This window comes from Pedobacter riviphilus (assembly GCF_014692875.1).
Lineage (GTDB): Bacteria > Bacteroidota > Bacteroidia > Sphingobacteriales > Sphingobacteriaceae > Pedobacter > Pedobacter riviphilus.
Genome location: NZ_CP061171.1, coordinates 3,910,481 through 3,936,872, shown reverse-complemented (window position 1 = coordinate 3,936,872; position 26,392 = coordinate 3,910,481). Strand labels below are relative to the sequence as shown.

Below are 26,392 nucleotides of genomic sequence, written 5' to 3'. Positions count from 1 at the left end.
GGAATAATGCCAAAAGTTAAATTTTGATAAATTACGTTTTTTGAGGTTTCTTTTTTGCTGCGGGAAAAAGCACATTATTGAGGATCAGGCGATATCCCGGTGAATTTGGATGCAAGCTTAAATCTGTTGGCGGATCGCCAACAGCATGCTGATAATCTTCTGGATCGTGACCGCCGTAAAAAGTAAACTGACCTTTGCCAATTTCGCCATGTAAATATCTTACCTCTGCCGCGCCTTTATTTTCACCTAAAACGGTTACACTCGTTTTCACTAAGCTCTTTCTGAATGCTGTGGTTTGCCCCATAAAACCTTTAATAACCTTGTCGTGGTCTTGGGTAAGCATGGTTGGAACGAGGTCCCATTTGGCCGAAAAATCGAATAAAGTAAAATAATCGTTGGTTTGGTTAAGTGTACGGGTTTGGGTAGCATCTATATCCGAAAATTCATAGTTCATCGGGTTATTGTCTAACTTGAAATTCTGGAAGGCTAGCGTTTTATTAAAATCCAGTTTACTTTGTGCATTTGGATCCGCCGGATCGCCATCAAACATTTGCGCGCAAATATCAACACCTTCGGCGGCAAGGGCAATGTCGAAACTATCGGTACCAGAGCACATGGCAAACAAAAAACCTCCACCAGCACAGTATTCTTTAATGTGTTTAGCAACGGCTAATTTCATTTCCGAAACCTTTTTATAGCCCATACGTTTGGCCAAATTTTCCTGGTTTTTAACATCTTCCTGGTACCAGGTTGCATACCTGAAATTGGCCCAGAAACGGCCATATTGCCCGGTAAAATCTTCGTGGTGCAGGTGAAGCCAATCGTATTTGCTCAATTTATCCTGAAGGATATCGTCATCATAAATTACATCGTATGGAATTTCGGCGTAGGTTAAAACGAGTGTAACCGCATCATCCCATGGTAATTTGCTTTTTGGAGAGTAAACTGCAATTTTTGGCGTTTTCTCCAGTTTAACCATTTCCATATTCACAGCAGGATCACTGATTTCGTTTAATAAACTCACCACTTTTCCATCAGCCATTACTTCGTAAGAGACTCCACGGATTTTAAGCTCATCCTCAACGGTTTTATTGTATTTAATTAAAAAGCTTCCGCCACGATAATTTAAGAGCCAATCAACCTCCAGCTGTTTGCTGATCGTCCAATAGGCTATACCATAGGCCTTAAGGTGGTTTTTTTGATCTTCATCCATGTAAATTAACAAAGAAGAAGCCCTAAGGCCCAGGGAGCAAAGCAGGCAAATAAATAGAATATAAGATTTCTTTATCAAATTGGTATACTTAAAACACTAAAATACCGCATTTAAACTGTATAGAAAAATTTAATGATGTTATAAGTTATACAATTTTGTTATTTTTGCCCTCTACTAAAAAAATATGAAAGTTTTTTAGGCGAACGAAATTTAAAATTAGTACCGATATTGATATGAGTAAAGCAATAATAAAAACAGAAAAAGGCGATATGACCGTAGAATTCTACGAAAATGATGCGCCAAAAGCCGTTGCAAACTTTAAAAAATTAGCTAAAGAAGGCTTTTATGATGGTGTAACTTTTCACCGCGTAATTCCTAACTTTATGGTTCAGGGCGGATGTCCAAATTCAAAAGATCCGGCTAAAGCACATTTGGCAGGTACTGGTGGCCCAGGTTATAAAATTGATTGCGAATTAGACGGAGAAAATCAATATCACGATCGTGGTGTTTTATCTATGGCTCATGCTGGCCGCAATACTGGTGGTTCACAGTTTTTTATCTGTCATAGCAGAACAAATACAGCACACTTAGACCGTAACCATACCTGCTTTGGTAAAGTAGTTGAGAATGTAGACCTTGTAGATGATATTCGCCAAGGTGATAAAATTTTAAACATTGAAGTTTTAGAAGATTAATTAATACGCAATGCGTTTGGCGATAAGCGTTTAAAAGCGCTAATTGCTCATATTTAGATTTTAAAACATTAGAAATACGTTATGCGTTTGGTGGTAGGCGATTTGTTGCGCTAAACCCCAACCGCTAACCGCTAAACACACATCATATGAATTTAAGAGGAATTGTTGCCGTATCTGGCAGACCGGGTTTGTTTAAACTGGTTGGACAAAATAAAGTGGGTTACATTTTAGAGAGCTTGGATGCTCAAAAAACTAAAATTGTTGCTAACATTACCAATACAAAATTAGCTTCGTTAGAAGATATTACTGTGTATGGTGAAGATGAGGAAATTAAATTGGCAGATATTTTTGCCAAAATTTCTGCAAAAGGATCTACTCCAGATTTGAAAGGCGATTTGCGTGCTTATTTCCTTGAGGTAGCTCCAGGTCACGATCAGGAGAAAGTTTATGCTTCTGATATGAAGAAAATCATTACCTGGTATAATTTGTTAAAAGATTTGCCTTTGTTTACTGAAGAAACTCCAGAAACTCCGGGTACACCAGCAGAAGTTAAGTTATCAGAAGAAAAATCAGCTTCAGATAAGAAACCTAAAGCCAGTGGAGCAAAAGCATCAGCAAGTGCAAAAGCAACTACAAAAACTTCAGCTCCTGCTAAAAAAGCAAGTATGACTAGTAAAAAAGGCGTTTAAGCTTTATTTACTTCAATATAGAGAAACACCAGGCCAAATTTGTCTGGTGTTTTTTTATGAAATTAATCGAAAAAATACCAAAGCAGTGCTACAATCACCAATGAAGCAATAATGCTGATCCATAAGTATTTGTTATTGCGGTTCTGATCGCTTTTATACCTGTATTCCCGTTTATATTTATCTAATAGCATAATTTCTTTTATTTAATGATGATTATAACATAATTATTCCATAAGCTTTCTTTATTTGCATTTTTCCTTTGCAAATTGTTTTGCCGTCTGATCACCTAAGCTTATTGCTCTTTTTACAATTGCGCAACCTTCTTTTTTATTATTAAGAAAATATAGTGCCATTCCCTTAGTCGTTAATACCTTAACGTCTGTTGGATCGTTTTTTAAAAAAACATTGGCATCAGAAACGGCACCTTTATAATTTGCCTGTACCCCTCTAAGCAGTGCCCGATTCCTGTACGCTAAAAAATAGCTGGGATTTAAATTAATTGCTTTGGTTAGATCGTTTTCAACTTCCTTTAGGTTATTCAGTTTAACATTAGCCATCGATTTATAAAAATAAGCTTCTGCTGTAGGGTGGATAGCAATAGCTTTATTTATTGTTGTAATACAATTGCTAAATTCGCTAAGCATATAGTAAGCCTCCGCTTTGGCGAGGTATATGCTGATATCTTTTGGGTCGTGTTTATAAAATTCATCACAATCTGCGATGGCAGCAAAATAATTAGTGCTTTTAAGATTGGCAAGTGCCCTGCATTTGTAAACAAATTTTATTAAAGAGGTATCACTATCGGTTGTTAAACCTGAAATTACAATACTACAATCTTCAATACAGCCTTGGTAATAAGCTTTATTAAACCGTGCGGTAGCTCTATCATAATGATCCCAATAAAACATTGGATCATCTTTTTTGATCAGCCTAATATCATTATCATAATCTGATAACGCTGAAGTTGTATCGCGAAGTTTGAGGTGCAATTCTGCTCTGTGCCTATAAAATGGAGATTGATTGGGATCAATGAGAATGCCCTCGTTTAAATCTTGCAAAGCACCACGAAGATCATTGGCTGCTTCTTTAATCATCGCTCTTTCTATAAAATTATAAGCATCTTCCGGATCGAGTGTTATGGCTTTATCGAAATCCAACTTCGCCGAAAGGGTATCTTTTAATTTTGCGTACAACTTTGCTCTATCTCGATAATATTGACATTTCCTTGGTGAAATTTTAATGGCCTGGCTTAAATCTTGTACTGCACCATTAGTATCTGTATTCGAACCTTTTGCAGAAGCTCTGTAAGCAAAATTATCAGCATCATTGGGATTAAGCCCTATTGCTTTATCAAAATCTGCAATAGCATCAACGAATTTACCTTGTGAAGATTTTACAAAGCCTCTAAGTTGATAACTCATATATTCATCATTTTTAAGATTTATAGATGAATCAAGGTAAAGTAAAGCTTGGTTGTCTAATTTCTTTTCAAAGGCATTTAACCCTTTTTCGTAATACTCCTTTGCTTTTTGTGCGAAAGTATTAAAGTTGGTGATGAATAAGATGGAGAATGTTAATAAAATTCTATTCATGAATGATAAAGTTTGCTTTGAAGATTTTAATCTCGAAATATATAACTTATGCGTGATGATAAGGTTCGCCCTTTAAAATGCTAAATCCACGGTAAAGCTGTTCTACAAAAAACAATCTGATCATTTGGTGCGAAAAGGTCATGTCAGACAGTGAAATTAAACCGTTTGCTCGTTTATAAATCGTTTCATCAAATCCATAAGGGCCGCCAATAATAAAAATTAAATGTTGTACACTGCCCACCATCTGTTTATTTAAGTAGTTTGAAAATTCTACAGATGAATATTTTTTCCCTTTTTCATCCAACAAAATAACAACGTCGCCATTGTTAATTTGTTTATGTAGTAATTCTGCCTCCTTTGCCTTTTGCTGAGCCTCGCTTAGGTTTTTAACGTTTTTTACATCAGGTATAGCTAAAAAACTAAAATTAATATAATGTTTGAGGCGGTTGATATATTTATCAATTCCTTCAATTAGATATTTATCCTCTGTTTTGCCAATAGCGATCAGTGTAATCTTCATTTAATATTCCTTTGTCTTAACGTTTGGATTTCAAACTTAGGTAAATTGTAGGCATTCATCAGAACAAATGAAAAAACAGTTTAAACTAAAATTCAATGCTGCCCATATAATGGCTGTCGCTTGCCCTCTCGCGGTTATTCGATAAAAAGGTAGCGTAAATTTCTATTTTTTCGCCTGGTGCAGTATAATCCAATTTAAAGGCGCAGTTGCTGCTACCGCGCTCTGCTGCATTTAAGCTGGCCTGAAAGTGATTAATATCGTTAGTGTAACAGACCAATATGGCCAGTAAATCAGTACCCATGGCTGTGTTAATCAGGTTTGGTTGCCAGGTAAAATATAACATATCATTTTCGTGCTGCATTTGCAGATCAAGCACGGGTGGCAATGAACCCTTGCTAATGATTACTTTAGTATAATCGATTATAAAGTCTGGATATTCTCCGGTTATAATGTCCTTATTTAATTGATGCGCGGCATTTTGGGCCGAATGTGTATTGGTTTGATTTTTAAACGTGACGTTAAAAAAACCAGATAATGGATTTCTCCACTCGTTAAAGAATTTAAACCGGGCTCTACTGGCCAATTGTTTTAATGTAGGCGGCTTTTTAGATGGAACAGGTATACTCCTGATATAATCTTTATTCCTGTAGCTGTAACCAATTACAGATCCAACTTTTCCAGAAAAACCTCCTAATGCACCATCTTTTAATCTTGCCATAACGATAGATATTGTGTTGATCTAATTTATTTAAAAAATTAATCATAAACAAAATAAACACAGGTTTTTAACTGATCAATACCTAATTATTCCGATTGAACTCCGATGAAAGTCCGATGAAAGTCCGATGAAAGTCCGATAATTATCCATATATATTGTGCAATGAATGCCTTCCATTTAATGTGTTTTTGGCGGATGATTTTTTGTGGATGTGCATACTTTTCTTAAAAAAAGAAATTTAAAAACAATTTATTTGCTGGTTCTGATACCTTTGAGGATATTACACATTTAAGAGAGATGAGGTTAAAACAAAAAACAGAGATAATACCTGATTACGACCAAAAAATTAAGCAGGTTACTGCTGATATAGCGAAAACCAAAAAAATAATCGATCAACTTTCGCTCATTAGGATAGGCTTGTTCCTGACCGAAATTTTATTTTTTGTTTTGTTGTTGCGCTCAGCAGATGACAGCCTGCGTACATTAATCCAGATTTGTTTATTACTGCCGGTTATTGCCTTCGCCTTTGTCGTTCGCAGACAAAGCCAGCTCGATCGTGAAATCGATTATAAAAAACAACTTTTATGGATTTATCAGAACGAATGGAATATTTTAAATGGTGCAGCTAACGGATACGACCATGGTAAAGCTTTCGAATCTGAACTGCATCCTTATACTTCCGATCTTGATATTTTTGGTGCCTCATCGTTGTTTGCCTTAATTAACCGTTGTAGTACTAAAAGTGGGAATAAACTCCTGGCTAAAAATTTTGCAGAAAAATCCACTAGAGAAAAGATATTACGCCGCCAGGAAGCCATAAAAGAAATAAGAGATAAGATAGCAGAGACTTATAGCTTTAGAGCCAATTTGCACGGTTATGATCCCGATAAAATAGAGCAGATTAAAATACAGCTTAAACACCAGCTGGGTGCACAATTGGAATTTGTAAAGGGCAGTTTTTTAAGGTTTTACGTTAAAATGGTGCCTTATGTTTCTATTGTTTTAATTTTAGCAGCGCTGCTTATTAGTGGTGCTTTTTGGAAAGTATTGGCACTTTTGGTTGTTATCCATATCGGATGGAATGTATTATTGGGCTCAAAAATCAACAAGGTATTTTATAGCTTTGGTGGAAGTTCTAACCTGCTTAACGGCTATGCCAGCGCTATTTTATGGACAGAAAATCAAAACTGGAAAAGTAGCTATACGTTAGATTTGCTCGATTCGAAAATCCCGGTAAGCAAAGAAATTAAAGGTCTTACTAAGATTATCGAAAATTTTGATGCCCGATTGAATATCATTGTGGGTGGAGTATTAAATGCCCTTTTGCTTTGGGATTTAAAATGTTGTATCAACCTCGATATCTGGTATAAATCTTCATCGAAGGATGTAATTTCTGCTCTCGATCATCTGGGTGATTTTGAAGAACTGATCTCATTGGCTACAACAGCCTACAATCAACCAGATTGGGTTTTCCCGGTATTATCAGATGGGTTTTCATTGTCAGGTATACAAATTGGCCATCCACTCATAAACGAGAACTTAAGGGTAAGCAATGATTTTCATTTAGAAGCAAAACCAACTGTAGATATTGTAACGGGCTCTAACATGGCAGGTAAAAGTACCTTCCTGCGTACTTTGGGAATTAACATGGTACTGGCTTATGCTGGTGCACCTGTTTGTGCAGAAACCATGCAATTATCTGTTTTTTCGATTAATACCTATATGCGGATCAAAGATTCGCTGAACGAAAGTACCTCTACTTTTAAAGCCGAGCTAAACCGGCTAAAAATGATCTTAGATAATGTGGTTAAAGACAAAGATACTTTTGTACTGATTGACGAAATGCTGCGCGGTACAAACAGTCGGGATAAATATTTGGGCTCAAAGGTTTTTATACAAAAGCTGATTGCCGAAAAAACACCTGCACTTTTTGCTACACACGATTTACAACTGGCAGATCTGATTATCGATCACTCTGAAACCGTTCGTAATTTCCATTTCGATATCCAGATTACTGCAGGTGAGATGAAGTTTGATTATTTACTAAAATTAGGCCCATGTAAAACTTTTAATGCCGCAATCTTATTGAAGGAAATCGGTTTAACTTTGGATTAATTTGGTGTCAGATATTGCTATCTGACACGGTAAGGATGTTTTAGCAATAAATATAACACGAAAATTCTGGCAAATATTACTTCCTGCCAGCACTCCACGCCATCTAATTAAACCTATTATCGCGATATTGTTTTGGCGAAATGCCCATGATGCTTGAAAAGAGCCTGCTAAAATAATAAGGATCGTTAATGCCGATTTTTAGTGCAATTTCGTTGATCCTTAAATTGGTAAAAAGTAAATACTGGGTGGTTCTCTGAATTTTAAGCTGGTTAAAGTAATCGATAGGAGAGGTTCCGGTTTTCTTTTTAAAAATGGCCGATAAATAAGACGGAGAAAGATAAGCGGCTAAAGCCATTTCTTTTAAACTGAGTGTCTTTTCGATGTTGCTCCGCATAAAATCTATAACCTCCTCCACTTTATCAGGTTCCTTAATTTTATCATTATTGAGAAGTTTATCGGTATAAACAATTTCAGCAATATAATGGTGAAAACATAAATTGGCGTAGATTAGATTTTCTCTACTAAAGCCTCTTTCCAATCGGTTGTAAATAGTATCAAACATCATGTTTCGTTCTTCACTAAAACCTGCATAAGCCTTATAGTGCTGTAACGACGCTATAAGTTGGTCGGCACCGCTCCCTAAAAAATGGAACCAATAAATAGTCCATGGTAAACTGGAGTTTGCTTGGTAAGTATGTGGCATTTTTCTAGGGATGATGATGAAGTTTCCGGCCTCGATATGGTATACACTACCCTGAAATTCTACAGTTCCCATTCCCTCTACACAATAAATCAAAATATGCTGTTCGGCACCATTGTTTCTTTGTATATAGTGGTTCAGTGCTTTACGGTAATAGCCAATGTCGGTAATGAATATGTTGCTTATGATTCCATTCCCCATGCATTGTTTTAGAAGTACATTTTTTGGAATAATGATGGATTTTAGTAAATCAAAACTATTTTTTGGTTTAATCTGGCGTTTCTCCATGTTTAATTCATAAAAAAAAGTAATATAATCCATTTTTTGAGCAAGTTAATACATTTTTATGTTTTATATTTTTTTTGATCTTTGGTTAAGTGCAACAACAATTTAGCGATTTAGTCTAACGATCGTTCCGTTGTTTAATGTTTAGCTTAATTTAACTTTGTATATAAATACAAAACCGCTAAAAATTAGCATAAGTTTATTTTTAACCAAATGTTATTGAACAAGAAAATACTATTTGCCTCTGGCTTTGTGCTGGTGGCAATCGCCTTAATTGCCTTTTCACTTTTTTCTTCGGAGAAACAGATTGATTTTAACGCACAGGTTAAACCCATTTTAAATAAAAAATGCATTTCATGCCATGGCGGTGTTAAGCAACAAGGTGGCTTTAGTGTATTATTCAGAGAAGAAGCCTTAGCTAAAACCAAAAGTGGTAAACCAGCCATCATTCCTGGTAATCCGGAGGATAGCGAGTTTATTAAACGCCTAAAATCTAACGATCCTGAAGAAAGAATGCCTTATAAGCACCCCGCTTTAAATAATGATGAAATTGATATTCTTAGCAGTTGGATAAAACAAGGTGCAAAATGGGGTAACCACTGGGCTTATGTTAGTGTAAAACCGACTGAATTGCCAGATGTAGATAATAATTGGGTGCGCAACGATCTGGATAAATTTATTTTTGCAAAGCTTGAAGAAAATAAACTTGAGCCCTCTAAAACTGCCGATAAGGCTACCCTGTTGAGGAGAGTAAGTTTAGATTTGATCGGTACTTACCCATCAGATAAACTGGCCAAATTTTATTTGAACAATAAAGATGAACAGGCAGCCTACAATGTGTTGGTTGATAGCTTGCTGGCTTCGCCTAAATTTGGCGAGCGCTGGGCATCGATGTGGCTGGATATAGCACGTTATGCTGATACTAAAGGTTACGAAAGTGATCCTAACCGAAATATCTGGAGCTATCGCGACTGGGTGATTAAGGCCTTTAACCATGATATGCCATATGATCGATTTATTACCGATCAGATTGCCGGAGATTTATTTCCCAATCCAACCGATGCCCAATATATTGCCACCGCTTTTAGCAGGAATACGCCAACCAACGATGAGGGTGGTACCAACAATGAAGAGTTTAGAACGGCGGCGGTTTTAGATCGTGTAAATGCCACCTGGGAAGGGCTAATGAGTACAACTTTTTCTTGCGTACAGTGCCACAGTCATCCATACGATCCCTTTAAACATGATGAATATTATAAATTCATGTCGTATTTTAACAATACGAGGGATGAAGATGTTTCCGCAGAATACCCATTATTTAAAGATTTTAACGATAGCCTTACAAACGAGCTTAATCATTTAACCAGCTGGGTTAAAACTGTTGCGGGTAAAGAAAGAGCCGATCAGGTGAGCTTGTTTTTAAAAACTGGTGAGCCTACAATAAACTCTACCACGGCTGATGAGCTGGTTAATTCGGTAATTGGCAACAATAACATTGCGCTGTATTTTAAAAATAGCTCATCTGCAAGGTTAAAATCTGTAAGCCTCGAAAATGTAGATCAATTGATTATGCGTTATAACTGCAGCCAGCCAAATGGTACAATGAGTTTACATCTAGGTTCGCCAAACGGACCCATAATCAAATCATGGAAACTTGCTCAAACACAGGGTTATCAAAACCTAGAGATCGATTTCCCTAAACAAAGTGGCTTAAAAGATGTGTATTTAAAATATACCAACCCCTCGGTCAAAAATCCTGACGAATTTATGGTGTACTTCGATTGGTTTTATTTTACCAAACAGTTTCCTGGAAAAGGCAAACCAGAATATTTGGCCAATAAAAAAAGATTTACTGATTTAATGAACGCAAAGGTGCCAACAACGCCGATTATGATCGAAAACCCATTGAGCATGCAGCGCAAAAACTATGTGTTTGAGCGTGGTGCGTGGACTTCGAAGGGCAAAGAAGTTAAAGTTGGTGTACCTAATTCTTTAGCTTTTGCCATGCCTAAAAATGCACCTGATAACAGGATGGGTTTAGCCATGTGGCTTACTGATAAAAGAAACCCGCTCGTATCGAGAACAATGGTAAACAGACTATGGGAACAATTGTACGGAGCAGGATTGGTAGAAACTTTAGAAGACATGGGAACCCAGGGAATGGCGCCTACCCACCAGGAACTTTTAGATTTTATGGCTTATCAGTTTATGTACAAATATAACTGGAGCGTTAAAAAAATGTTAAAGGAACTGGTAATGATGGCTACTTACAGGCAAGACAGTAAGGTAACAGAAGAACTGAAAGAAAAAGATCTGTTTAATAAGTTTTACGCCAGGGGCTCGCGGGTTAGATTAAGCGCAGAACAAATAAGAGATCAGAGTCTTGCAGTTTGTGGTGTATTAAGTAGTAAAATGTACGGACCACCGGTAATGCCTTGGCAGCCCGAAGGGATTTGGTTCTCACCTTATAATGGAGCCAAGTGGGTGCTAAGTAGTGGAGAAGAACAATACCGTAGGGGAATTTATACCTATTGGAAAAGAACAGCGCCATATCCATCAGCTATTGCTTTCGATGGAGCATCGCGGGTGGTTTGTAGTCCGCGCCGTATCCGAACTAATACTCCTTTGCAGGCCCTGGTAACCTTAAATGATAGTGTTTATATCGATTTAGCCAGAAAACTGGCGGTACGTATGGATAAAATAGGTGGAAATAACAGCAAATCGAAAATAGCAAAGGGTTATGAATTGATCTTATACAAAACGATCCCTCAAAACAGATTAAAAGTATTCGAAGATCTGTATGTCAAGGCTTTTGATGAGTTTAGAAAAAATTCGGCAAGTGTATCAGCATTTATGGGCGATAAACAGAAGAAATATAAGCCAGAAGAGGCAGCAATGGTGTTAGTGGCCAATGCCATGCTTAATCTGGATGAAGTAGTTACTAAAAATTAATCTGATCAGGTTATGACGAGAGACGAATTAAATGCACATCGGTTGATTAAAGAGGCACACGAAGCAAATGCACGCCTGCACTCACGACGTCATTTTTTAAAAGAAAGTGCGATGGGTTTGGGTGCTTTGGCAATGGGTTCGTTACTGGGTAGCTGTAATCTTTTTTCAAGTCCACAAACCAAAATCGCTTATGATCCTGCACATCCATTACTACCAAAATCGCCACCACTTGTGGGTAAGGCCCGAAGCGTAATTTATCTGCACATGGCAGGTGCTCCATCTCAATTAGAATTGTTTGATTTTAAACCGGAGTTAATGAAAATGGACGGTCAGGATTGCCCTCCATCGTTGCTCGCTGGGAAAAAATTTGCTTTTATAACAGGAGTACCTAAAATGCTGGGTCCACAGGCCAATTTCGCTAAATATGGACAATCAGGCGCCTTGGTGAGTGATAATTTACCCCATTTTTCAACCATGGTAGATGAGGTAAGCTTTTTGAAAGCTGTAAAAACAGATCAATTTAACCATGCTCCTGCACAGTTGTTGGTGCATACAGGTTCACCGCGTTTGGGCAGACCGAGTATGGGAAGTTGGGTAACCTATGGTTTGGGATCAGAAAACCAGAATTTACCGGGATATGTAGTATTGACCAGTGGAGGTAGTTTCCCCGATGCAGGAAAAAGTGTTTGGGGGAGTGGTTTCTTACCATCTGTTTATCAAGGTGTACAATGTAGAAGTGAGGGAGACCCGGTGCTGTTTATAAAAGATCCGGATGGGATGAACAGGGATTTAAGAAAAGCGTCTATCGAAGCCATTAATAAGGCCAACGAGCAACAATATCAAGAGTATAACGATCCTGAGATTTTATCGCGGATAGCCCAATATGAAATGGCCTACCGCATGCAGATATCGGCACCAGAAGTGATGAATATTAATGATGAACCTGCCTACATTCATGAAATGTATGGCACACAACCCGGTAAAGCCTGTTTTGCCAATAACGTACTGCTTGCAAGAAAACTGGTTGAAAAAGGTGTACGTTATATTCAATTATTCGATTGGGGATGGGATGCGCACGGTGATAATCCAAACAATTCACTTAACATTGGATTGAAGAATAAATGCAGGGCCATTGACAGACCAATTACAGCTTTATTACTCGATTTAAAACAACGCGGTTTATTAGAAGAAACCCTGGTGGTTTGGGGTGGCGAATTCGGACGTACTCCCATGATGGAAAACAGAAATGGTATTCAGAATCCATTTAAAGGCAGAGATCATCATACAGAAGCATTTACCATATGGATGGCTGGTGGAGGTGTGAAAAAAGGATTCACACACGGCGAAACAGACGAAATTGGATACAGTGCTGCGAGTGGAAAAGTTGATGCTTTCGATATTCAAGCCACTATTTTAAACCAGTTGGGCTTTGATCATGAACAATTTACCTATCCTTTTCAAGGGCGGCCGTTTAGGTTAACTGATGTGGCAGGTAAGGTGATATCAGAGATTGTGGCTTAAAGCGATAACAATAGAAGAATTACCAATAGTCAAAGTTCAATAAGCAATTGGATGTGAACTATGAACCAATCAACTAATGACAAGTGAACCAATGAACCAAACAAGAAGAAAATTCTTACAAAATACAGCGGTCGTAACGGCGGCTTCCATGTTAGCTCCAATACAAAATATCAACGCTATCCCGTTAAGGATATAAAAGCTAAAGCAGGATACGAATTATTATTTATGCAAACCGATTGGGGTTTTGGAGGTGCAAGAGATGAATTTTGTGCAGCAGCAAAAAAGAAGGGTATGAAGGTATTGAAGTATGGTGGCCAGGTGAAGATAAAGCCATAAAAGAGCTTTTTGATGCGGTTAAGAAATATAAACTAGAAATTGGGTTTTTATGCGCCGGATCGCAGTCGAACATAACTGAGCACTTAGCTTCTTTCAAAAAAAGTTTAGATGCTATTTGTGCCAATACTTATCAAAAACCCATTTACATCAATTGCCATTCTGGAAAAGATTATTTCACTTACGAAGAGAATAAACAGATTATCGATTACGCAACGGCCAAGAGCAAATCGTCGGGCATACCGATTTATCACGAAACACACCGTAGCCGTATGATGTTTGCAGCGCATGTTGCCAAAAATTTTGCGGAGAAAAATCCTGAATTAAAATTTACTTTAGATATTTCACATTGGTGTAATGTGCATGAAAGTTTATTGTCTGATCAGAAGCAAACGATCGATTTTATTTTAGAGAAGGCAGAACATATTCACTCGCGCGTTGGGCACCCCGAAGGGCCACAGGTAAACGATCCACGGGCTCCAGAATGGGCGAAAGTGGTAGAAGCACACCTGGGCTGGTGGGATAAAATTATAGCACGCAAAAAGAAAAACGGCGAACGTATGACCATTCTTACCGAATTTGGTCCAGCTGATTATATGCCTACCCTGCCTTATACGCGCCAGCCCCTTGCCGATCAATGGGCAATAAATGTTTATATGATGAATTTATTAAGAAAGAGATATCAATAAGATGTTAGAATTTTTTGGCCGCTTTCACCCAGTTTTTGTCCACCTTCCTATTGGGATTTTGTTACTTGGCTGTATTTGTATTCTTTTATCATTTGCTGCAAAGTTTATCAACTTAAAGCCAGCCATTCCTATCATGCTACTTTTGGGTGCGTTGAGCGCTGTAATATCCTGCATTACTGGTTATTTATTGGCCAACGGGGGTGATTATGATGGGAAACTCGTTAGCAATCACCAATGGATGGGCATTAGTGTAGCTGTATTATCTTTTATATTGTGGATTATTTATCAAAAGGTTAAATCGAATGCATTATTGGGCACAATTGCTACAGTTCTTATCGTCCTCATTTCCATAACAGGACACCTGGGGGGCTCTTTAACCCATGGCTCTGATTATTTAACTGCGCCATTAAAATCGGGCAGTACAAAAGGTGGTGCAGCTATCCCACCAATTCCCAATGTGCAAGAAGCCTTTGTTTATCAAAATGCCATTCAACCACTCTTTCAGAATAGATGTTATAGTTGCCATGGCAGCGAAAAGCAGAAAGGTAAGCTAAGGTTAGACCAAGAAGAATATATTTTAAAAGGTGGGGAAGATGGGCGCACTGTTGTAAAGGGTAAAGCAGATGATAGTGAGCTGATGAAGCGGATTTTACTGCCACTGAATGATGAAGACCATATGGCGCCTAAAGAAAAGCCTCAACTTACTACCAATGAGATTGCCCTGTTAAAATGGTGGATAGATAATGGTGCCGATTTTAGGAAGAAATTTAAAGATATTCCTCAACCAGAAAATATAAAAGCAATTTTAGCCAGTTTACAAAAAGGCGAAAGTGAGACCGGACAAATCAAAGCCAGCGATATTCCGGCACAAGAGGTTTCGGTAGTTGATATTAAAATATTAAAAAAGTTTACCGATGCAGGAATTACCGTATTTCCTGTTGCCCAGAACACCAACTATCTTTCAGCCAATTTTGTCAATGCACAATCGATGGGGAAAGATGTTTTGGACCTGATAAAATCAATCGAAAAACAACTTCTTTGGCTAAAGCTAGAAAACAATAAAGTAAACGATCAAACTTTAACTGCAATAAAAGGTTGCAAAAACTTAACCAGGTTAAATCTAAATAATACTAACATAACGGATGCAGGTTTGGCATCGCTTAAAGATTTAGAACAGTTACAATCATTGAGTTTAGTCGGGACAAAAATTACGGTTAAAGGGATTAATCAATTAAAGAAACTGAAAAATTTAAAATTTCTGTATGTATATCAAACCGGCATAGGTAAAGCAGATTTAGCCAGTATAAAAAGAATATTGCCTAAAGTAAGTTTGGATACCGGAAATTATAAGGTGCCAATGATGGCACAGGATACTACTGTGGTTAAAGTACCGTAGGCCCATTAGGCGTACTGCTGATTAATTGTTTCCGAAAAGTCTTTTCTGTTCTTTATTAACGATTTATTAATATTAAACTCGCAACTTATGGCAATTAATTGATAACGAATGATTAATGCAAGTGATTTTGGCCAAAATTTTTTATGGGGTGTGGCTACTGCTGCTGCTCAAATAGAAGGTACAGCCACCCAATATGGTAAAGGCCCTTCTATTTGGGATACATTTACATCAAAAAATGGAAAAATAAAAAAGAATCACAAATTGGATCCTGCCTGCGATTTTTACCACCGTTATACCGAAGATATAGCTTTAGTTAAACTGCTGGGTTTTAAAGTTTTTAGATTCTCGATCGCCTGGTCGCGGATTTTACCCGCAGGTAGGGGAGACATTAATCAGGAAGGTATCCGTTTTTATCATAACCTCATTGATGAATGTTTAACCCATGGAATAACTCCCTACGTTACACTTTATCATTGGGATTTGCCACAGGCGTTAGAAGATGAGGGCGGCTGGACAAGTTTTAGCATTAACGCTGCCTTTAATGCTTTTGTAAGCATCTGTGCTTTAGAGTATGGCGATAAGGTAAAAAATTGGATTGTTTTGAATGAGCCTTTCGGTTATACTTCTTTAGGTTATATGCTTGGGGTTCATGCTCCGGGGAAAACCGGATTGAGTAATTTCTTTTCTGCAGTGCTCCATACTGCACTGGCCCAGGCAGATGGTGGAAAGATTTTACGTGCCGAAATTGGTAAGGCCAACATTGGCACTACTTTTTCCTGTTCGGAAGTGATCCCTAATACACAAAGTGATAGTGATATCCTTACTGCTAAACGTGTAGATTGCCTCATGAACCGCCTGTTTATAGAACCTACACTAGGCATGGGCTTTCCTACAGCCGATTGGGATGTACTGGAAAAATTTCAGATCGAGTATGGTGCCTGGCGATTGCAAGAAAGAATGAAATTCGACTTTGATTTTATCGGTCTTCAAAATTATTTTCCGTTGACGGTGAAATACAATGCTTTTATTCCCGTGGTCCAGGCCTGGGAAGTTAAAGCCAAAAGCAGAAAAAAGCCACATACTGCAATGGGCTGGGAGGTAAACGCAGATAGTTTTTATAATATTGTTAAACAGTTTGCCACTTATCCAAATATCAAAAATATCCTGATCACAGAGAATGGCGCTGCCTATCATGATAAACTGATCAATGGCAAAGTAGAAGACCCTGAACGTATTGAATATTTTAAGCTTTATTTAAATGCACTGCTAAAACTCAAAAAGGAAGGCATAAATATAACAGGCTACATGGTTTGGACATTAATGGATAATTTTGAATGGGCAGAGGGTTTTACGGCAAGGTTTGGACTGATTTATAACGATTTCAAAACCCAGGAACGTACCATTAAAGATTCGGGCTATTGGTGGCAAAACTTCCTGAAAAGTTAGTTGATATACCGCTGTTTTCTCTTTCAATACTAAACAAATTCTTAAGTTTGGTTGATGAATGATAGAACAGTAGTTTACAGCACCTATTACAATCCGATGGAGGCCAATATTATTAAAGCTAAATTGGAAGATAGTGGGTTTGCCTGTTTCCTGGCGGATGAAAATGTTGCAACCTTAAACCCGCTTTACAATCAGGCCATTGGAGGTGTAAAACTCATTGTTTTTGAAAGAGATGTAGAAGCCATTAATGCTTTATTGGTTGAAGACAATAGTTTGAACTTTGATCCATCAGAGGAAATTATCGACGAAGAAGAATCAGGAGATGATAAAACGGTTTGTGCACAATGTGGATCTACAAATGTAGGTTATGGAATGGCTACTGATAAAAAATATAGTATTTGGGCAACTATGCTTGCCTTTTTAACACTAAGTACTCCAATTAAGGCCAATAAGTGTCATCATTGTTATGATTGTGGTTATGAGTTTGAATAATTTTTGAACAGACTTATTGCTCTAAACCCGATATACGCAAGTGCTGTTTTTTCTAATCAGCAGCGGCATTAGTGGGCTAATCCAAACCTAAGAACTATTGCAATTGCTTTCCAAGAAAATAGGACAATTATTCATTGTTTCATTTTGAAGCGCAGGGCCAGAGGCAGCTATTAAAATTTGTTCCCGTGCTTCGCTGTATCCTTACGCTGCGCTTCAGGGATGCCGCTGCGCCCGGGGCTAGAAAGCTCATTTCCTGCAAGGAAGGCAAACTTCCCCTCATGGCATCCAGGGAATCTTTGTGTGAAAAGCACCTCTGTCTCTGCCATCTAAACCCGATATACGCGAATGCTGGTTTTTTCAACCAGCAGCAGCATTAGCGGGGCTAGCCCAAACCTAAGAACTATTGCAATTGCTTTCCAAGAAAATAGGACAATTATTCATTGTTTCATTTTGAAGCGCAGTGACAGGGGCAACTATTAAGGCTCGTTCCCGTGCTTCGCTGTATCCTTTCGCTACGCTCCAGGGATGCCGCTGCGCCCGGGGCTAGAAGGTTCTTTTACTACAAGTAAGGCGAAATCTTCCCTCATAGTGTTCCTGTCTCTGCCATCTAAACCCGATATACGCGAATGCTGGTTTTTTCAACCAGCAGCAGCATTAGCGGGGCTAACCCAAACCTAAGAACTATTGCAGCTGCTTTCCAAGAAAATAGGACAATTATTCATTGTTTCATTTTGAAGCGCAGTGACAGGGGCAACTATTAAGGCTCGTTCCCGTGCTTCGCTGTATCCTTTCGCTACGCTCTAGGGATGCCGCTGCGCCCGGGGCTAGAAGGTTCTTTTACTACAAGTAAGGCGAAATCTTCCCTTATAGTGTTCGTGTCTCTGCCATCTAAACCCGATATACGCGAATGCTGGTTTTTTCAACCAGCAGCAGCATTAGCGGGACTAGCCTCTTCCTAAGCACTACTGCAATTGCTTTCCAAAAGAATGAAGTGGTTGATCTTAAATTATAGTATGGATCCCCCTTGAGGAATTGTCATTGCAATGACGGTTTTTTGCTATAAAAAAAATCCCGTTCTGATTTAACAAAACGGGATTGATATTTTAAACTCTAGACTTAGGACTAGAGACTCATGACTATTTAAAGAGCTGCCTTGGCTGCTGCCTCAGCCCGAATAATATTTAGTGCACCACCAGCTTTAAACCAGTCTATTTGTTGTGCATTATAACTATGATTAACAGGAAATGATTCTTGTGAGCCATTAGCATGGTGTAATACTAAAGTTAATGGTTTATCTGGAGCAAATTCTGTTAAGCCTAAGATATCGATAGTGTCATCTTCCAAAATTTTATCGTAATCATCTTTATCCGTGAAAGTTAAGGCCAGCATACCTTGTTTTTTAAGGTTGGTTTCGTGTATACGGGCAAAAGATTTTACCAATACAGCACGTACACCTAAATGGCGGGGCTCCATAGCAGCGTGTTCACGTGATGAACCTTCACCATAGTTTTCGTCGCCAACAACAATAGATCCTAAGCCAGCCGCTTTATAATCGCGTTGAGTTGCAGGAACAGGTCCGTATTCGCCGGTTAATTCATTTTTAACGTTATCTGTTTTATCGTTAAAGTAGTTAACCGCACCAATAAGCATGTTGTTAGAAATGTTATCTAAGTGGCCACGGAACTTTAACCATGGACCGGCCATAGAAATATGATCGGTTGTACATTTACCTTTGGCTTTGATTAAAAGTTTTAAACCTTTTAAGTCGGTACCTTCCCAAGGGGTAAATGGATCTAGTAATTGTAAACGGTGCGAAGTTGGAGAAACTAAAACCTGAACGGATGAGCCATCAACAGCCGGTGCCTGATAACCCGCATCGTCTACAGCGAAACCTTTTGTTGGTAATTCAAAACCAGTAGGCGGGTCTAATTTAACCTGTTCTCCCTTATCGTTTGTTAATGTATCGGTTAATGGATTAAAACCTAAATTACCAGAAATGGCAATTGCAGCAACCATTTCTGGCGACGCTACGAATGCAAAAGTATTGGGATTGCCATCTGCACGTTTAGCAAAATTTCTATTAAACGAGTGTACGATAGTGTTTTTTTCTGCTTTTTCTGCACCAGTACGATCCCACATACCAATACATGGCCCGCAAGCATTTGTAAAAATGGTTGCATCTAAATCTTCGAAAGTTTTTAAGAAACCATCGCGGTCTGCAGTATAGCGCACCTGCTCAGACCCTGGGTTGATACCGAAAGCCGATTTGGTTACTAAACCTTTTGCAATAGCCTGGTTGGCAATAGAAGCTGCTCTTGATAAATCCTCGTAAGAAGAGTTGGTACAAGAACCAATTAAGCCCCATTCTACTTTTAAAGGCCATCCATTTTTCTCCGCCTCAACTTTCATCTGAGAAACAGGAGTAGCTAAATCTGGTGTAAATGGACCGTTTAAATATGGTTCTAAAGTATCTAAATCGATCTCAATAACCTGATCGAAATAGTTTTCCGGATCAGCATAAACTTCATCATCACCAGTTAAATATGCTGCAATTTTGTTTGCTTCATCGGCAACTTCATTTCTACCGGTAGCACGTAAATAACGTTCCATACTTTCATCGTAACCGAAAGTAGATGTAGTTGCACCAATTTCGGCACCCATATTGCAAATGGTACCTTTACCCGTACAGCTTAAGTTAACAGCACCATCACCAAAATATTCTACAATTGCACCGGTACCACCTTTTACAGTAAGGATACCTGCAACTTTAAGAATTACATCCTTAGCAGCAGTCCAGCCGTTTAATTTACCTGTTAATTTAACGCCGATTAACTTAGGGAATTTAAGCTCCCAGGGTAAACCAGCCATTACATCGCAGGCATCAGCACCACCAACCCCAATAGCAACCATTCCCAAACCACCTGCATTTACGGTATGCGAGTCCGTTCCGATCATCATTCCACCCGGGAAAGCATAATTCTCTAAAACCACCTGGTGAATAATACCAGCACCTGGTTTCCAAAAACCGATACCATATTTGTTCGAAACAGATGATAAGAAATCAAAAACTTCGGCACTTTCTGTTTTAGCATGAGGTAAATCGATTGCAGCACCTTCTTTAGCTGTAATTAAGTGATCGCAATGCACAGTAGAAGGCACAGCTACTTTTGGACGGCCAGCTTGCATAAACTGCAATAAGGCCATCTGAGCCGTTGCGTCTTGCATCGCAACACGATCTGGTGCAAAGTCTACATAGTCAGAGCCACGTTTAAACGCCGTTTTAGGATCTCCATCCCAAAGGTGTGCATACAATATTTTCTCAGATAATGTTAAAGGCCTGCCAACTATTTTGCGTGCAGCTTCAACGCGGCTGCTAAAGTTTGCATAAACCTTTTTAATCATGTCTATATCAAAAGCCATACTTTATTTTTTTTAAATTATTGTCAATAACAATGCTAACTAAATTAAACAATTTTTAATAGACTTATTTTTAAGATTTGTCAAATTATGTTATTTAAAACCATTCTATTCAATTGTTAATGTAAATAAAAAGGCTACCCGATTATCGGATAGCCTCCTGCCTTATTAACAAAAAATATGTTTATTTGTTTCTTATTGTTTTGTAGAAATAGGTGTAAACTTGGTTAAGTTGATGCCTTCTACTGCTACTTTGTATTCCTCAATGCTCGGTATACGACCTAAGATAGCAGAAAGAACCACTACTGGTGTAGATGCCAATAAAGACTCCCCTTTTTTACCATCTCTATCTTCCACTACACGGCCCTGGAATAAACGTGTTGATGTAGCCATTACAGTATCTCCTTTAGCCGCTTTCTCTTGGTTACCCATGCACAGGTTACAACCAGGACGTTCTAAGTACATGATGTTTTCGTACTCAGTACGTGCTGTGCTTTTAGGTAGTGCGTCGCTAAACTCAAATCCGGAGTATTTTTGTAAATACTCCCAGTCGCCTTCTGCTTTCAACTCATCAATAATATTGTAAGTTGGGGCTGCAACTACCAATGGTGCTTTAAATTCTACTTTACCGGTTTGGCTCTCTACGTTTTTCAATAATTGAGAAACGATTTTTAAATCGTCTTTATGCACCATACAAGAACCTACGAAACCAAGGTCTACTTTTTTATCGCCACCATAGAAGGTTAAGTCTCTGATAGTATCATGCGTATAACGTTTAGAAACATCGGCATTGTTCACATCCGGATCGGCAATCATTGGTTCTTGAATAAGATCAAGATCAATTACTACTTCTGCATAGTATTTGGCATTGTCATCAGGCATTAAAGCTGGCTTAATACCAGTTTTAATTTCTTCAATGCGTTTGTTTGCTTTGTTGATCAAACCTTGTAAAACCTGGTTATGGTTGTCCATACCCTTGTCTATCATGATTTGAATACGGTTTTTAGCAATTTCTAGCGATTGAATTAAAGTATCGTCCTGCGAAATACAGATCGATGCTTTTGCTTTCATCTCAGCAGTCCAGTCGGTAAAAGTAAAGGCCTGGTCGGCTAATAAAGTGCCGATATGCACCTCGATAATACGGCCTTGGAATACGTTTTCACCATCAAATTGTTGCAGCATTTGCAATTGCGTAGCATGAACCACATCACGGAAATCCATGTGTTGTTTCATTTCACCTTTGAAAGTAACTTTTACTGACTCGGGAATTGGCATAGAAGCCTCACCGGTTGCCAATGCTAATGCTACGGTACCAGAATCGGCACCGAAAGCTACTCCTTTTGACATGCGTGTGTGCGAGTCACCACCTATGATAATTGCCCACTCATCAATAGTAATGTCATTCAATACCTTGTGGATAACATCGGTCATTGAATGGTATTCGCCTTTAGGGTCGCGGGCAGTAATCACACCGAAATCATTCATAAACTTCATTAGTTTAGGGATGTTTGCCTGTGCTTTTTTATCCCAAACAGATGCCGTGTGGCAGCCTGACTGGTAAGCGCCATCAACAATCGGAGAAATAACTGTAGCAGCCATTGCCTCTAACTCCTGAGCGGTCATTAAACCGGTGGTATCTTGCGAACCTACAATGTTTACTTCTACGCGCACATCAGAACCTGCATGAAGCACCTTACCTGGCGTTAAACCTACTGCATTTCTGTTAAATATTTTTTCTACAGCAGTTAAACCCTGGCCTTCAACAGATACTTCTTTAGCTGGTGCAAATACTACAGGAGCTTCAATACCTAACGTTTTGGCTGCAAATGTTTGGATTTTTTTACCAAAAACAATGGCGTATGAACCACCCGCTTTGATAAATTCCATTTTTTGAGGAGTTAATGCTTTCGCAATATCAATCAGCTCCTGATTTCCGTTATATAATTTTTTAGTTCTGGTATTGATCGTAAGCACGGTTCCGGTTTCAACAGAAAATACCTGCTCTAAAATTGGCTCGTCGTTTTCATTGCGCACAACATTACCGTTCTCGTCAGTTTTCTTTACCCAGTTTTTAAGGTCGATACCAATACCACCTGTTACATCAACTGTGGTTAAAAAAATTGGCGAAATCCCATTGGTACCACCAACAATTGGTGCAATATTTACAAACGGAACATACGGACTCGATTGTTTACCTGTCCAAAGGGCCACATTGTTAACGCCCGACATGCGTGAAGAACCTACACCCATGGTGCCTTTTTCAGCCACTAACATTACACTTTTATCAGGATGTTGTGCTTGCAACGCTTTGATTTCCTCCTGTGCCTCTGGCGTAATCATACATTTACCATGCAATTCGCGATCCGAACGGGAGTGAGCCTGGTTTCCTGGAGATAATAAGTCAGTAGAAATATCACCAATACCAGCAATAAAAGTTACTACTTTAATTTCTTCTGCTACTTCAGGAAGTTTGGTAAAGAATTCGGCCTTGGCGTAGCTTTCTAATATTTCTTTAGCAATAGCATTGCCATTGTTGTAAGCATCTTTCAAACGATCGGTATCGGCATCATACAAGTAAACCTGTGTTTTAAGAACGTCTGCTGCTTTTTTAGCTTTATCGCCATTATCTGCCAAAGCGATATCTAACAAAACTTTGATAGAAGGACCACCCTTCATGTGCGATAATAGTTCGAAAGCAAAATCAGGTGTGATTTCTGCAACGATAGTTCCGCCTAAAATAATTTCTTTTAAAAACTCTGCCTTTACACCTGCAGCTCCGGTAGTACCCGGCAAGGTGTTGTATATGAAAAAATTAACAGCATCTGCCCTGTTAAAATTATTTACATTTTTGATTTGATCGATGATTTCACTCAGTAATTCTGCTCCATCAATAGGTTTGGGATGAAGACCTTGAGCTTTTCTGTCTTCAATCTCCTGGATATAATCGTTATAAATACTCATCTTAGCTATTTTATTCTTTTTGTTATAAGATTGTGCAACAAAATGTACACCCGCTTTTTACAAAAAAGAATAAGTTTTTGTATATTAATTTGCGTTTACTGAGCCAATAGGGCCCAGTTTTTTGGTTAAAACAAAAATAGCAAAAAACAACCCTTAAATTTAATTTAGGCAGGCAATTAAGTAATTTGGAATTATTCTAAACAATAAAAAAAGAGAGGGGTTAAAGGTCATAAAATTCCATAAATCAAGGCTGGATTTATAACCATAGCGTTAAGAAAAGGCACTAAAAACTGGTCTCTACAAAATCGTGTTAATCGGTCTGCTGTTAGTTAAAAAGTAGTTATCAGTGATAGGATCTTAATAGCTAGGTTAACCGTTCGATTCCGTACAGTTTTGTCCGTTTTTGAACAACTGAAAATTTGTTATCTAACTTAAAGCTTGTTTTAGCTTGCTAAAGTAAGCACAGGCTGTTCTGGCATAACAATGGCTAAAGTGTAGCGAAAGTGAAACCCCTTTCGGTAAAATAGGCTAAAACCTTAGGAAGTGCGTATGCTAAACGATCAAATGCTTTTAAACTATCGTGAAATACAATTATAGAGCCATTTTCGGTATGTTTAATCACGTTTTGATAACATTTTTCGGGAGAGAGCTTAATGTCGAAATCGCCGCTGAGTACATCCCACATTATGATTTTCAGTCCTGAGTCTGTAGTCTTAAGTCTTGAGTCGGACTTCGGACTTTGGACTTTGGACTTCAGACTTTTAATCTGACTTTTTCTAATCCTTCCGTAAGGGGGGCGGAAAAGATTGGTTTGTGTAAGCTCCTGGCATTTTAGTGTATTTTGAAGGTAGGTTTCATTATCGGTTTTCCAGCCTTTTAAATGATTAAAAGTATGGTTGCCTATAGCATGTCCGTCGTTTTTTACACGTTCAAAAACTTCGGGGTGTTTTACAATATTATCGCCAATGCAAAAAAATGTAGCTTTAGCATTAAAGACTTTTAAAGTTTTTAATACAAAATCTGTAACATTGGGTATAGGTCCATCGTCAAAGGTCAAATAAATAACTTTTTCGGTGCGGGATTTATTCCATAATAGTGATGGATAATACCATTTTAGCAGAAGCGGTGATTTGATCAGGTACATTTTAGCTACAAAGTTACTAAATGCCTGTACAGATTGAAATTATTAAAGTTGTTTATATAGATTTGAAACAAATTATGAAGATGTTTACCAAGAAGAAGTTAATTACCGGATCTGCGTTATTAGTGACATTAAGTTTTAGTCAGCAAATTAGGGCTCAAGAAGTGATCAGCATTCAACAGGCTGTCGAAAATACCTTAAAAAACAACCTGAATATTAAACAGGCTGCTTTTAGTGCTTCTTTGAGTGAAGAAAATGTTCGCCAATCTAAAAATGCATTGTTGCCAACCGTAAACGGAACCATTAATCAATCTATGCAATGGGGTAGGAGTCAGCAGGTGTCCGGTTTATTCGAAAACACGCAGAACTATAATTTGAGTCCGAATGTAAGTGCCAATGTTTCCCTGTTTGGAGGCGGAACAAAGTTAAATCAGATCAGACAGAATAAAATTTTATTGGCTGCTAACCAAACCAATGTAGAGAAGGTAAAAAATGATCTTATTCTGCAGGTAGTAACCGCTTATTTGCAGGTGTTAAACAACCAGGATCAGGTTAAAGCTACCCAACAGCAATTAGATGTTGCCAATTCTACTTTAAAAAGGGAACAGGCATTGTTAGATGTTGGTAACAAAACTCTAGCCGATATTTCGCAGGCCAAATCACAGGCCGCAACTGCCGAACTTAATTTAACAAATGCCCAAAACCAGTTAACTATATCTTATTTAACTTTAGGGCAGTTGATGGAAATACAGCCACCAATGACGTTTAAAGTTCAACCTCCATTGGTTAACGAATTGAACAATATCCAGAGCAATTACGTACCTACCGATATTTATAAACAGGCTTTAAGTACGTTTCCTGATATTAAGTTGGCAGAACTGAACAGTAAAGCAGCTGAAAAAGCAATCGATGTTGCAAAAGGAGGCTTTTTTCCACAGATTAGTTTAGGAGGAGGTTTAGGATCAGCCTATTATTACCAGTTTAACTCAAACTTCCCGATTTCAAAATTTACCAGCCAGTTATCTGATAACTTCGGTCAATATGTGAGCATGGGTATTTCCATTCCGATCTTTAATGGTTTTACCACACGTTCGTCGGTTAGGAAAGCGAAAATTAACTGGATGCAGCGCAAAACCGATGAGCAGATTTCAAAAAATAATTTGGTAAAAGTAATCAACCAGGCTGTTGCCGACTTAAACGCCGCACAGAGCAGGTATACTTCTACTCAAAACGCTTTTCAGGCACAAAAAGACGCTTTTTATGTAATCGAGCAGCGTTACGCTGTTGGTTTGGTAAACTCTTTAGATTACAGTACAGCACAAACCAATAGAAATAAAGCCGAGATAGATTTTATCTTAGCGAAATACGATTTACTGTTCCGTGCTAAAGTAATCGACTATTATTTGGGCAAACAGATTGTTTTTTAGGTTAAAGCTGAAAGCTAGTTACATGTAACACTACGTCTTTCAACTTTATAGCATTTTAACCTTAAAATATTACAACTTTAAACAAACGAA

General features: G+C 38.2%; 20 protein-coding genes. 11 read left to right on the top strand and 9 right to left on the bottom strand.

Annotated elements, in window-relative coordinates; translation table 11 throughout:
* Nucleotides 1-31: 31 nt before the first annotated feature.
* On the bottom strand, nt 32-1,213 hold the full coding sequence (locus tag H9N25_RS16030) for an asparagine synthetase B (RefSeq protein WP_208399016.1): 1,182 nt from the start codon (nt 1,211-1,213) through the stop codon (nt 32-34).
* A gap of 233 nt (nt 1,214-1,446) precedes the next feature.
* Here H9N25_RS16030 and H9N25_RS16025 point away from each other — a divergent pair, with 233 nt between their 5' ends.
* Nucleotides 1,447-1,908, top strand: coding sequence for a peptidylprolyl isomerase (locus tag H9N25_RS16025; protein ID WP_086547682.1), 462 nt, complete (start codon nt 1,447-1,449; stop codon nt 1,906-1,908).
* Between the two features lie 146 nt (nt 1,909-2,054).
* Nucleotides 2,055-2,597, top strand: a complete 543-nt coding sequence (locus H9N25_RS16020) for a DUF5606 family protein (RefSeq protein ID WP_190326535.1) — start codon at nt 2,055-2,057, stop codon at nt 2,595-2,597.
* A 62-nt stretch (nt 2,598-2,659) separates the two neighbouring features.
* Here the strand turns inward: H9N25_RS16020 and H9N25_RS25135 are convergent, their stop codons facing one another.
* From H9N25_RS25135 to H9N25_RS16005, 4 genes are all read right to left on the bottom strand, one after another.
* A complete protein-coding gene (locus H9N25_RS25135) occupies nt 2,660-2,788 on the bottom strand; it encodes a hypothetical protein (protein ID WP_255497459.1) in 129 nt (42 codons plus the stop codon).
* Nucleotides 2,789-2,839: 51 nt separating this feature from the next.
* Nucleotides 2,840-4,189 (bottom strand): tetratricopeptide repeat protein, encoded by a 1,350-nt coding sequence (locus H9N25_RS16015; RefSeq protein WP_167296945.1) that lies wholly within the window; start codon nt 4,187-4,189, stop codon nt 2,840-2,842.
* A 46-nt stretch (nt 4,190-4,235) separates the two neighbouring features.
* Nucleotides 4,236-4,709: a 23S rRNA (pseudouridine(1915)-N(3))-methyltransferase RlmH gene (rlmH, locus tag H9N25_RS16010; RefSeq protein WP_132398645.1), complete on the bottom strand. Its 474-nt coding sequence runs from the start codon at nt 4,707-4,709 to the stop codon at nt 4,236-4,238.
* Between the two features lie 85 nt (nt 4,710-4,794).
* The gene (locus H9N25_RS16005) at nt 4,795-5,427 is read right to left on the bottom strand and encodes a DUF6266 family protein (RefSeq protein ID WP_190326534.1); all 633 of its coding nucleotides are present in this window, start codon (nt 5,425-5,427) and stop codon (nt 4,795-4,797) included.
* A gap of 297 nt (nt 5,428-5,724) precedes the next feature.
* Here H9N25_RS16005 and H9N25_RS16000 point away from each other — a divergent pair, with 297 nt between their 5' ends.
* Nucleotides 5,725-7,542 carry a MutS-related protein gene (locus tag H9N25_RS16000; protein ID WP_190326533.1) on the top strand — a complete coding sequence of 606 codons (1,818 nt, stop codon included), beginning with the start codon at nt 5,725-5,727 and terminating at the stop codon, nt 7,540-7,542.
* Nucleotides 7,543-7,645: 103 nt separating this feature from the next.
* On the opposite strand, the gene H9N25_RS15995 is transcribed toward H9N25_RS16000, so the two are convergent.
* On the bottom strand, nt 7,646-8,563 hold the full coding sequence (locus H9N25_RS15995; RefSeq protein WP_190326532.1) for an AraC family transcriptional regulator: 918 nt from the start codon (nt 8,561-8,563) through the stop codon (nt 7,646-7,648).
* Between the two features lie 177 nt (nt 8,564-8,740).
* On the opposite strand from H9N25_RS15995, the gene H9N25_RS15990 reads away from it, so the two are divergent.
* The 7 genes from H9N25_RS15990 (at nt 8,741) to H9N25_RS15965 (ending at nt 17,356) form a co-directional block, all read left to right on the top strand.
* Nucleotides 8,741-11,479, top strand: a complete 2,739-nt coding sequence (locus tag H9N25_RS15990; protein WP_190326531.1) for a DUF1553 domain-containing protein — start codon at nt 8,741-8,743, stop codon at nt 11,477-11,479.
* A 12-nt stretch (nt 11,480-11,491) separates the two neighbouring features.
* Nucleotides 11,492-13,000, top strand: coding sequence for a DUF1501 domain-containing protein (locus H9N25_RS15985; protein WP_190326530.1), 1,509 nt, complete (start codon nt 11,492-11,494; stop codon nt 12,998-13,000).
* A 76-nt stretch (nt 13,001-13,076) separates the two neighbouring features.
* Nucleotides 13,077-13,196, top strand: coding sequence for a twin-arginine translocation signal domain-containing protein (locus tag H9N25_RS25485; protein ID WP_407947435.1), 120 nt, complete (start codon nt 13,077-13,079; stop codon nt 13,194-13,196).
* 70 nt (nt 13,197-13,266) lie between these two features.
* Complete coding sequence (locus tag H9N25_RS15980) at nt 13,267-14,022, top strand: sugar phosphate isomerase/epimerase (protein ID WP_223833408.1); 756 nt, start codon at nt 13,267-13,269, stop codon at nt 14,020-14,022.
* A gap of 1 nt (nt 14,023) precedes the next feature.
* The gene (locus H9N25_RS15975; RefSeq protein ID WP_190326529.1) at nt 14,024-15,418 is read left to right on the top strand and encodes a c-type cytochrome domain-containing protein; all 1,395 of its coding nucleotides are present in this window, start codon (nt 14,024-14,026) and stop codon (nt 15,416-15,418) included.
* Nucleotides 15,419-15,526: 108 nt separating this feature from the next.
* Nucleotides 15,527-16,864 carry a GH1 family beta-glucosidase gene (locus H9N25_RS15970; RefSeq protein WP_190326528.1) on the top strand — a complete coding sequence of 446 codons (1,338 nt, stop codon included), beginning with the start codon at nt 15,527-15,529 and terminating at the stop codon, nt 16,862-16,864.
* Between the two features lie 54 nt (nt 16,865-16,918).
* Nucleotides 16,919-17,356: a putative signal transducing protein gene (locus H9N25_RS15965; protein WP_190326527.1), complete on the top strand. Its 438-nt coding sequence runs from the start codon at nt 16,919-16,921 to the stop codon at nt 17,354-17,356.
* 1,140 nt (nt 17,357-18,496) lie between these two features.
* On the opposite strand, the gene H9N25_RS15960 is transcribed toward H9N25_RS15965, so the two are convergent.
* The 3 genes from H9N25_RS15960 to H9N25_RS15950 form a co-directional block, all read right to left on the bottom strand.
* Nucleotides 18,497-20,776 carry an aconitate hydratase gene (locus H9N25_RS15960; RefSeq protein ID WP_167296935.1) on the bottom strand — a complete coding sequence of 760 codons (2,280 nt, stop codon included), beginning with the start codon at nt 20,774-20,776 and terminating at the stop codon, nt 18,497-18,499.
* Between the two features lie 192 nt (nt 20,777-20,968).
* A complete protein-coding gene (locus tag H9N25_RS15955) occupies nt 20,969-23,734 on the bottom strand; it encodes a bifunctional aconitate hydratase 2/2-methylisocitrate dehydratase (RefSeq protein ID WP_167296934.1) in 2,766 nt (921 codons plus the stop codon).
* A 487-nt stretch (nt 23,735-24,221) separates the two neighbouring features.
* The gene (locus tag H9N25_RS15950; protein WP_190326526.1) at nt 24,222-24,878 is read right to left on the bottom strand and encodes a polysaccharide deacetylase family protein; all 657 of its coding nucleotides are present in this window, start codon (nt 24,876-24,878) and stop codon (nt 24,222-24,224) included.
* Between the two features lie 20 nt (nt 24,879-24,898).
* Between H9N25_RS15950 and H9N25_RS15945 the strand changes: the two genes are divergently transcribed.
* Entirely contained in the window at nt 24,899-26,302 is a 1,404-nt protein-coding gene (locus tag H9N25_RS15945) for a TolC family protein (protein WP_223833407.1), read from the top strand.
* Nucleotides 26,303-26,392 lie beyond the last annotated feature (90 nt).

Bases quoted from the DNA above. Each gene is read 5' to 3' on its own strand.
- H9N25_RS16030 (WP_208399016.1), bottom strand. From the start codon at position 1,213: ATGGATGAAGATCAAAAAAACCACCTTAAGGCCTATGGTATAGCCTAT.
- H9N25_RS16025 (WP_086547682.1), top strand. From the start codon at position 1,447: ATGAGTAAAGCAATAATAAAAACAGAAAAAGGCGATATGACCGTAGAA.
- H9N25_RS16020 (WP_190326535.1), top strand. From the start codon at position 2,055: ATGAATTTAAGAGGAATTGTTGCCGTATCTGGCAGACCGGGTTTGTTT.
- H9N25_RS25135 (WP_255497459.1), bottom strand. From the start codon at position 2,788: ATGCTATTAGATAAATATAAACGGGAATACAGGTATAAAAGCGATCAG.
- H9N25_RS16015 (WP_167296945.1), bottom strand. From the start codon at position 4,189: ATGAATAGAATTTTATTAACATTCTCCATCTTATTCATCACCAACTTT.
- rlmH (WP_132398645.1), bottom strand. From the start codon at position 4,709: ATGAAGATTACACTGATCGCTATTGGCAAAACAGAGGATAAATATCTA.
- H9N25_RS16005 (WP_190326534.1), bottom strand. From the start codon at position 5,427: ATGGCAAGATTAAAAGATGGTGCATTAGGAGGTTTTTCTGGAAAAGTT.
- H9N25_RS16000 (WP_190326533.1), top strand. From the start codon at position 5,725: ATGAGGTTAAAACAAAAAACAGAGATAATACCTGATTACGACCAAAAA.
- H9N25_RS15995 (WP_190326532.1), bottom strand. From the start codon at position 8,563: ATGGATTATATTACTTTTTTTTATGAATTAAACATGGAGAAACGCCAG.
- H9N25_RS15990 (WP_190326531.1), top strand. From the start codon at position 8,741: ATGTTATTGAACAAGAAAATACTATTTGCCTCTGGCTTTGTGCTGGTG.
- H9N25_RS15985 (WP_190326530.1), top strand. From the start codon at position 11,492: ATGACGAGAGACGAATTAAATGCACATCGGTTGATTAAAGAGGCACAC.
- H9N25_RS25485 (WP_407947435.1), top strand. From the start codon at position 13,077: ATGACAAGTGAACCAATGAACCAAACAAGAAGAAAATTCTTACAAAAT.
- H9N25_RS15975 (WP_190326529.1), top strand. From the start codon at position 14,024: ATGTTAGAATTTTTTGGCCGCTTTCACCCAGTTTTTGTCCACCTTCCT.
- H9N25_RS15970 (WP_190326528.1), top strand. From the start codon at position 15,527: ATGATTAATGCAAGTGATTTTGGCCAAAATTTTTTATGGGGTGTGGCT.
- H9N25_RS15965 (WP_190326527.1), top strand. From the start codon at position 16,919: ATGAATGATAGAACAGTAGTTTACAGCACCTATTACAATCCGATGGAG.
- H9N25_RS15960 (WP_167296935.1), bottom strand. From the start codon at position 20,776: ATGGCTTTTGATATAGACATGATTAAAAAGGTTTATGCAAACTTTAGC.
- H9N25_RS15955 (WP_167296934.1), bottom strand. From the start codon at position 23,734: ATGAGTATTTATAACGATTATATCCAGGAGATTGAAGACAGAAAAGCT.
- H9N25_RS15950 (WP_190326526.1), bottom strand. From the start codon at position 24,878: ATGTACCTGATCAAATCACCGCTTCTGCTAAAATGGTATTATCCATCA.
- H9N25_RS15945 (WP_223833407.1), top strand. From the start codon at position 24,899: ATGCCTGTACAGATTGAAATTATTAAAGTTGTTTATATAGATTTGAAA.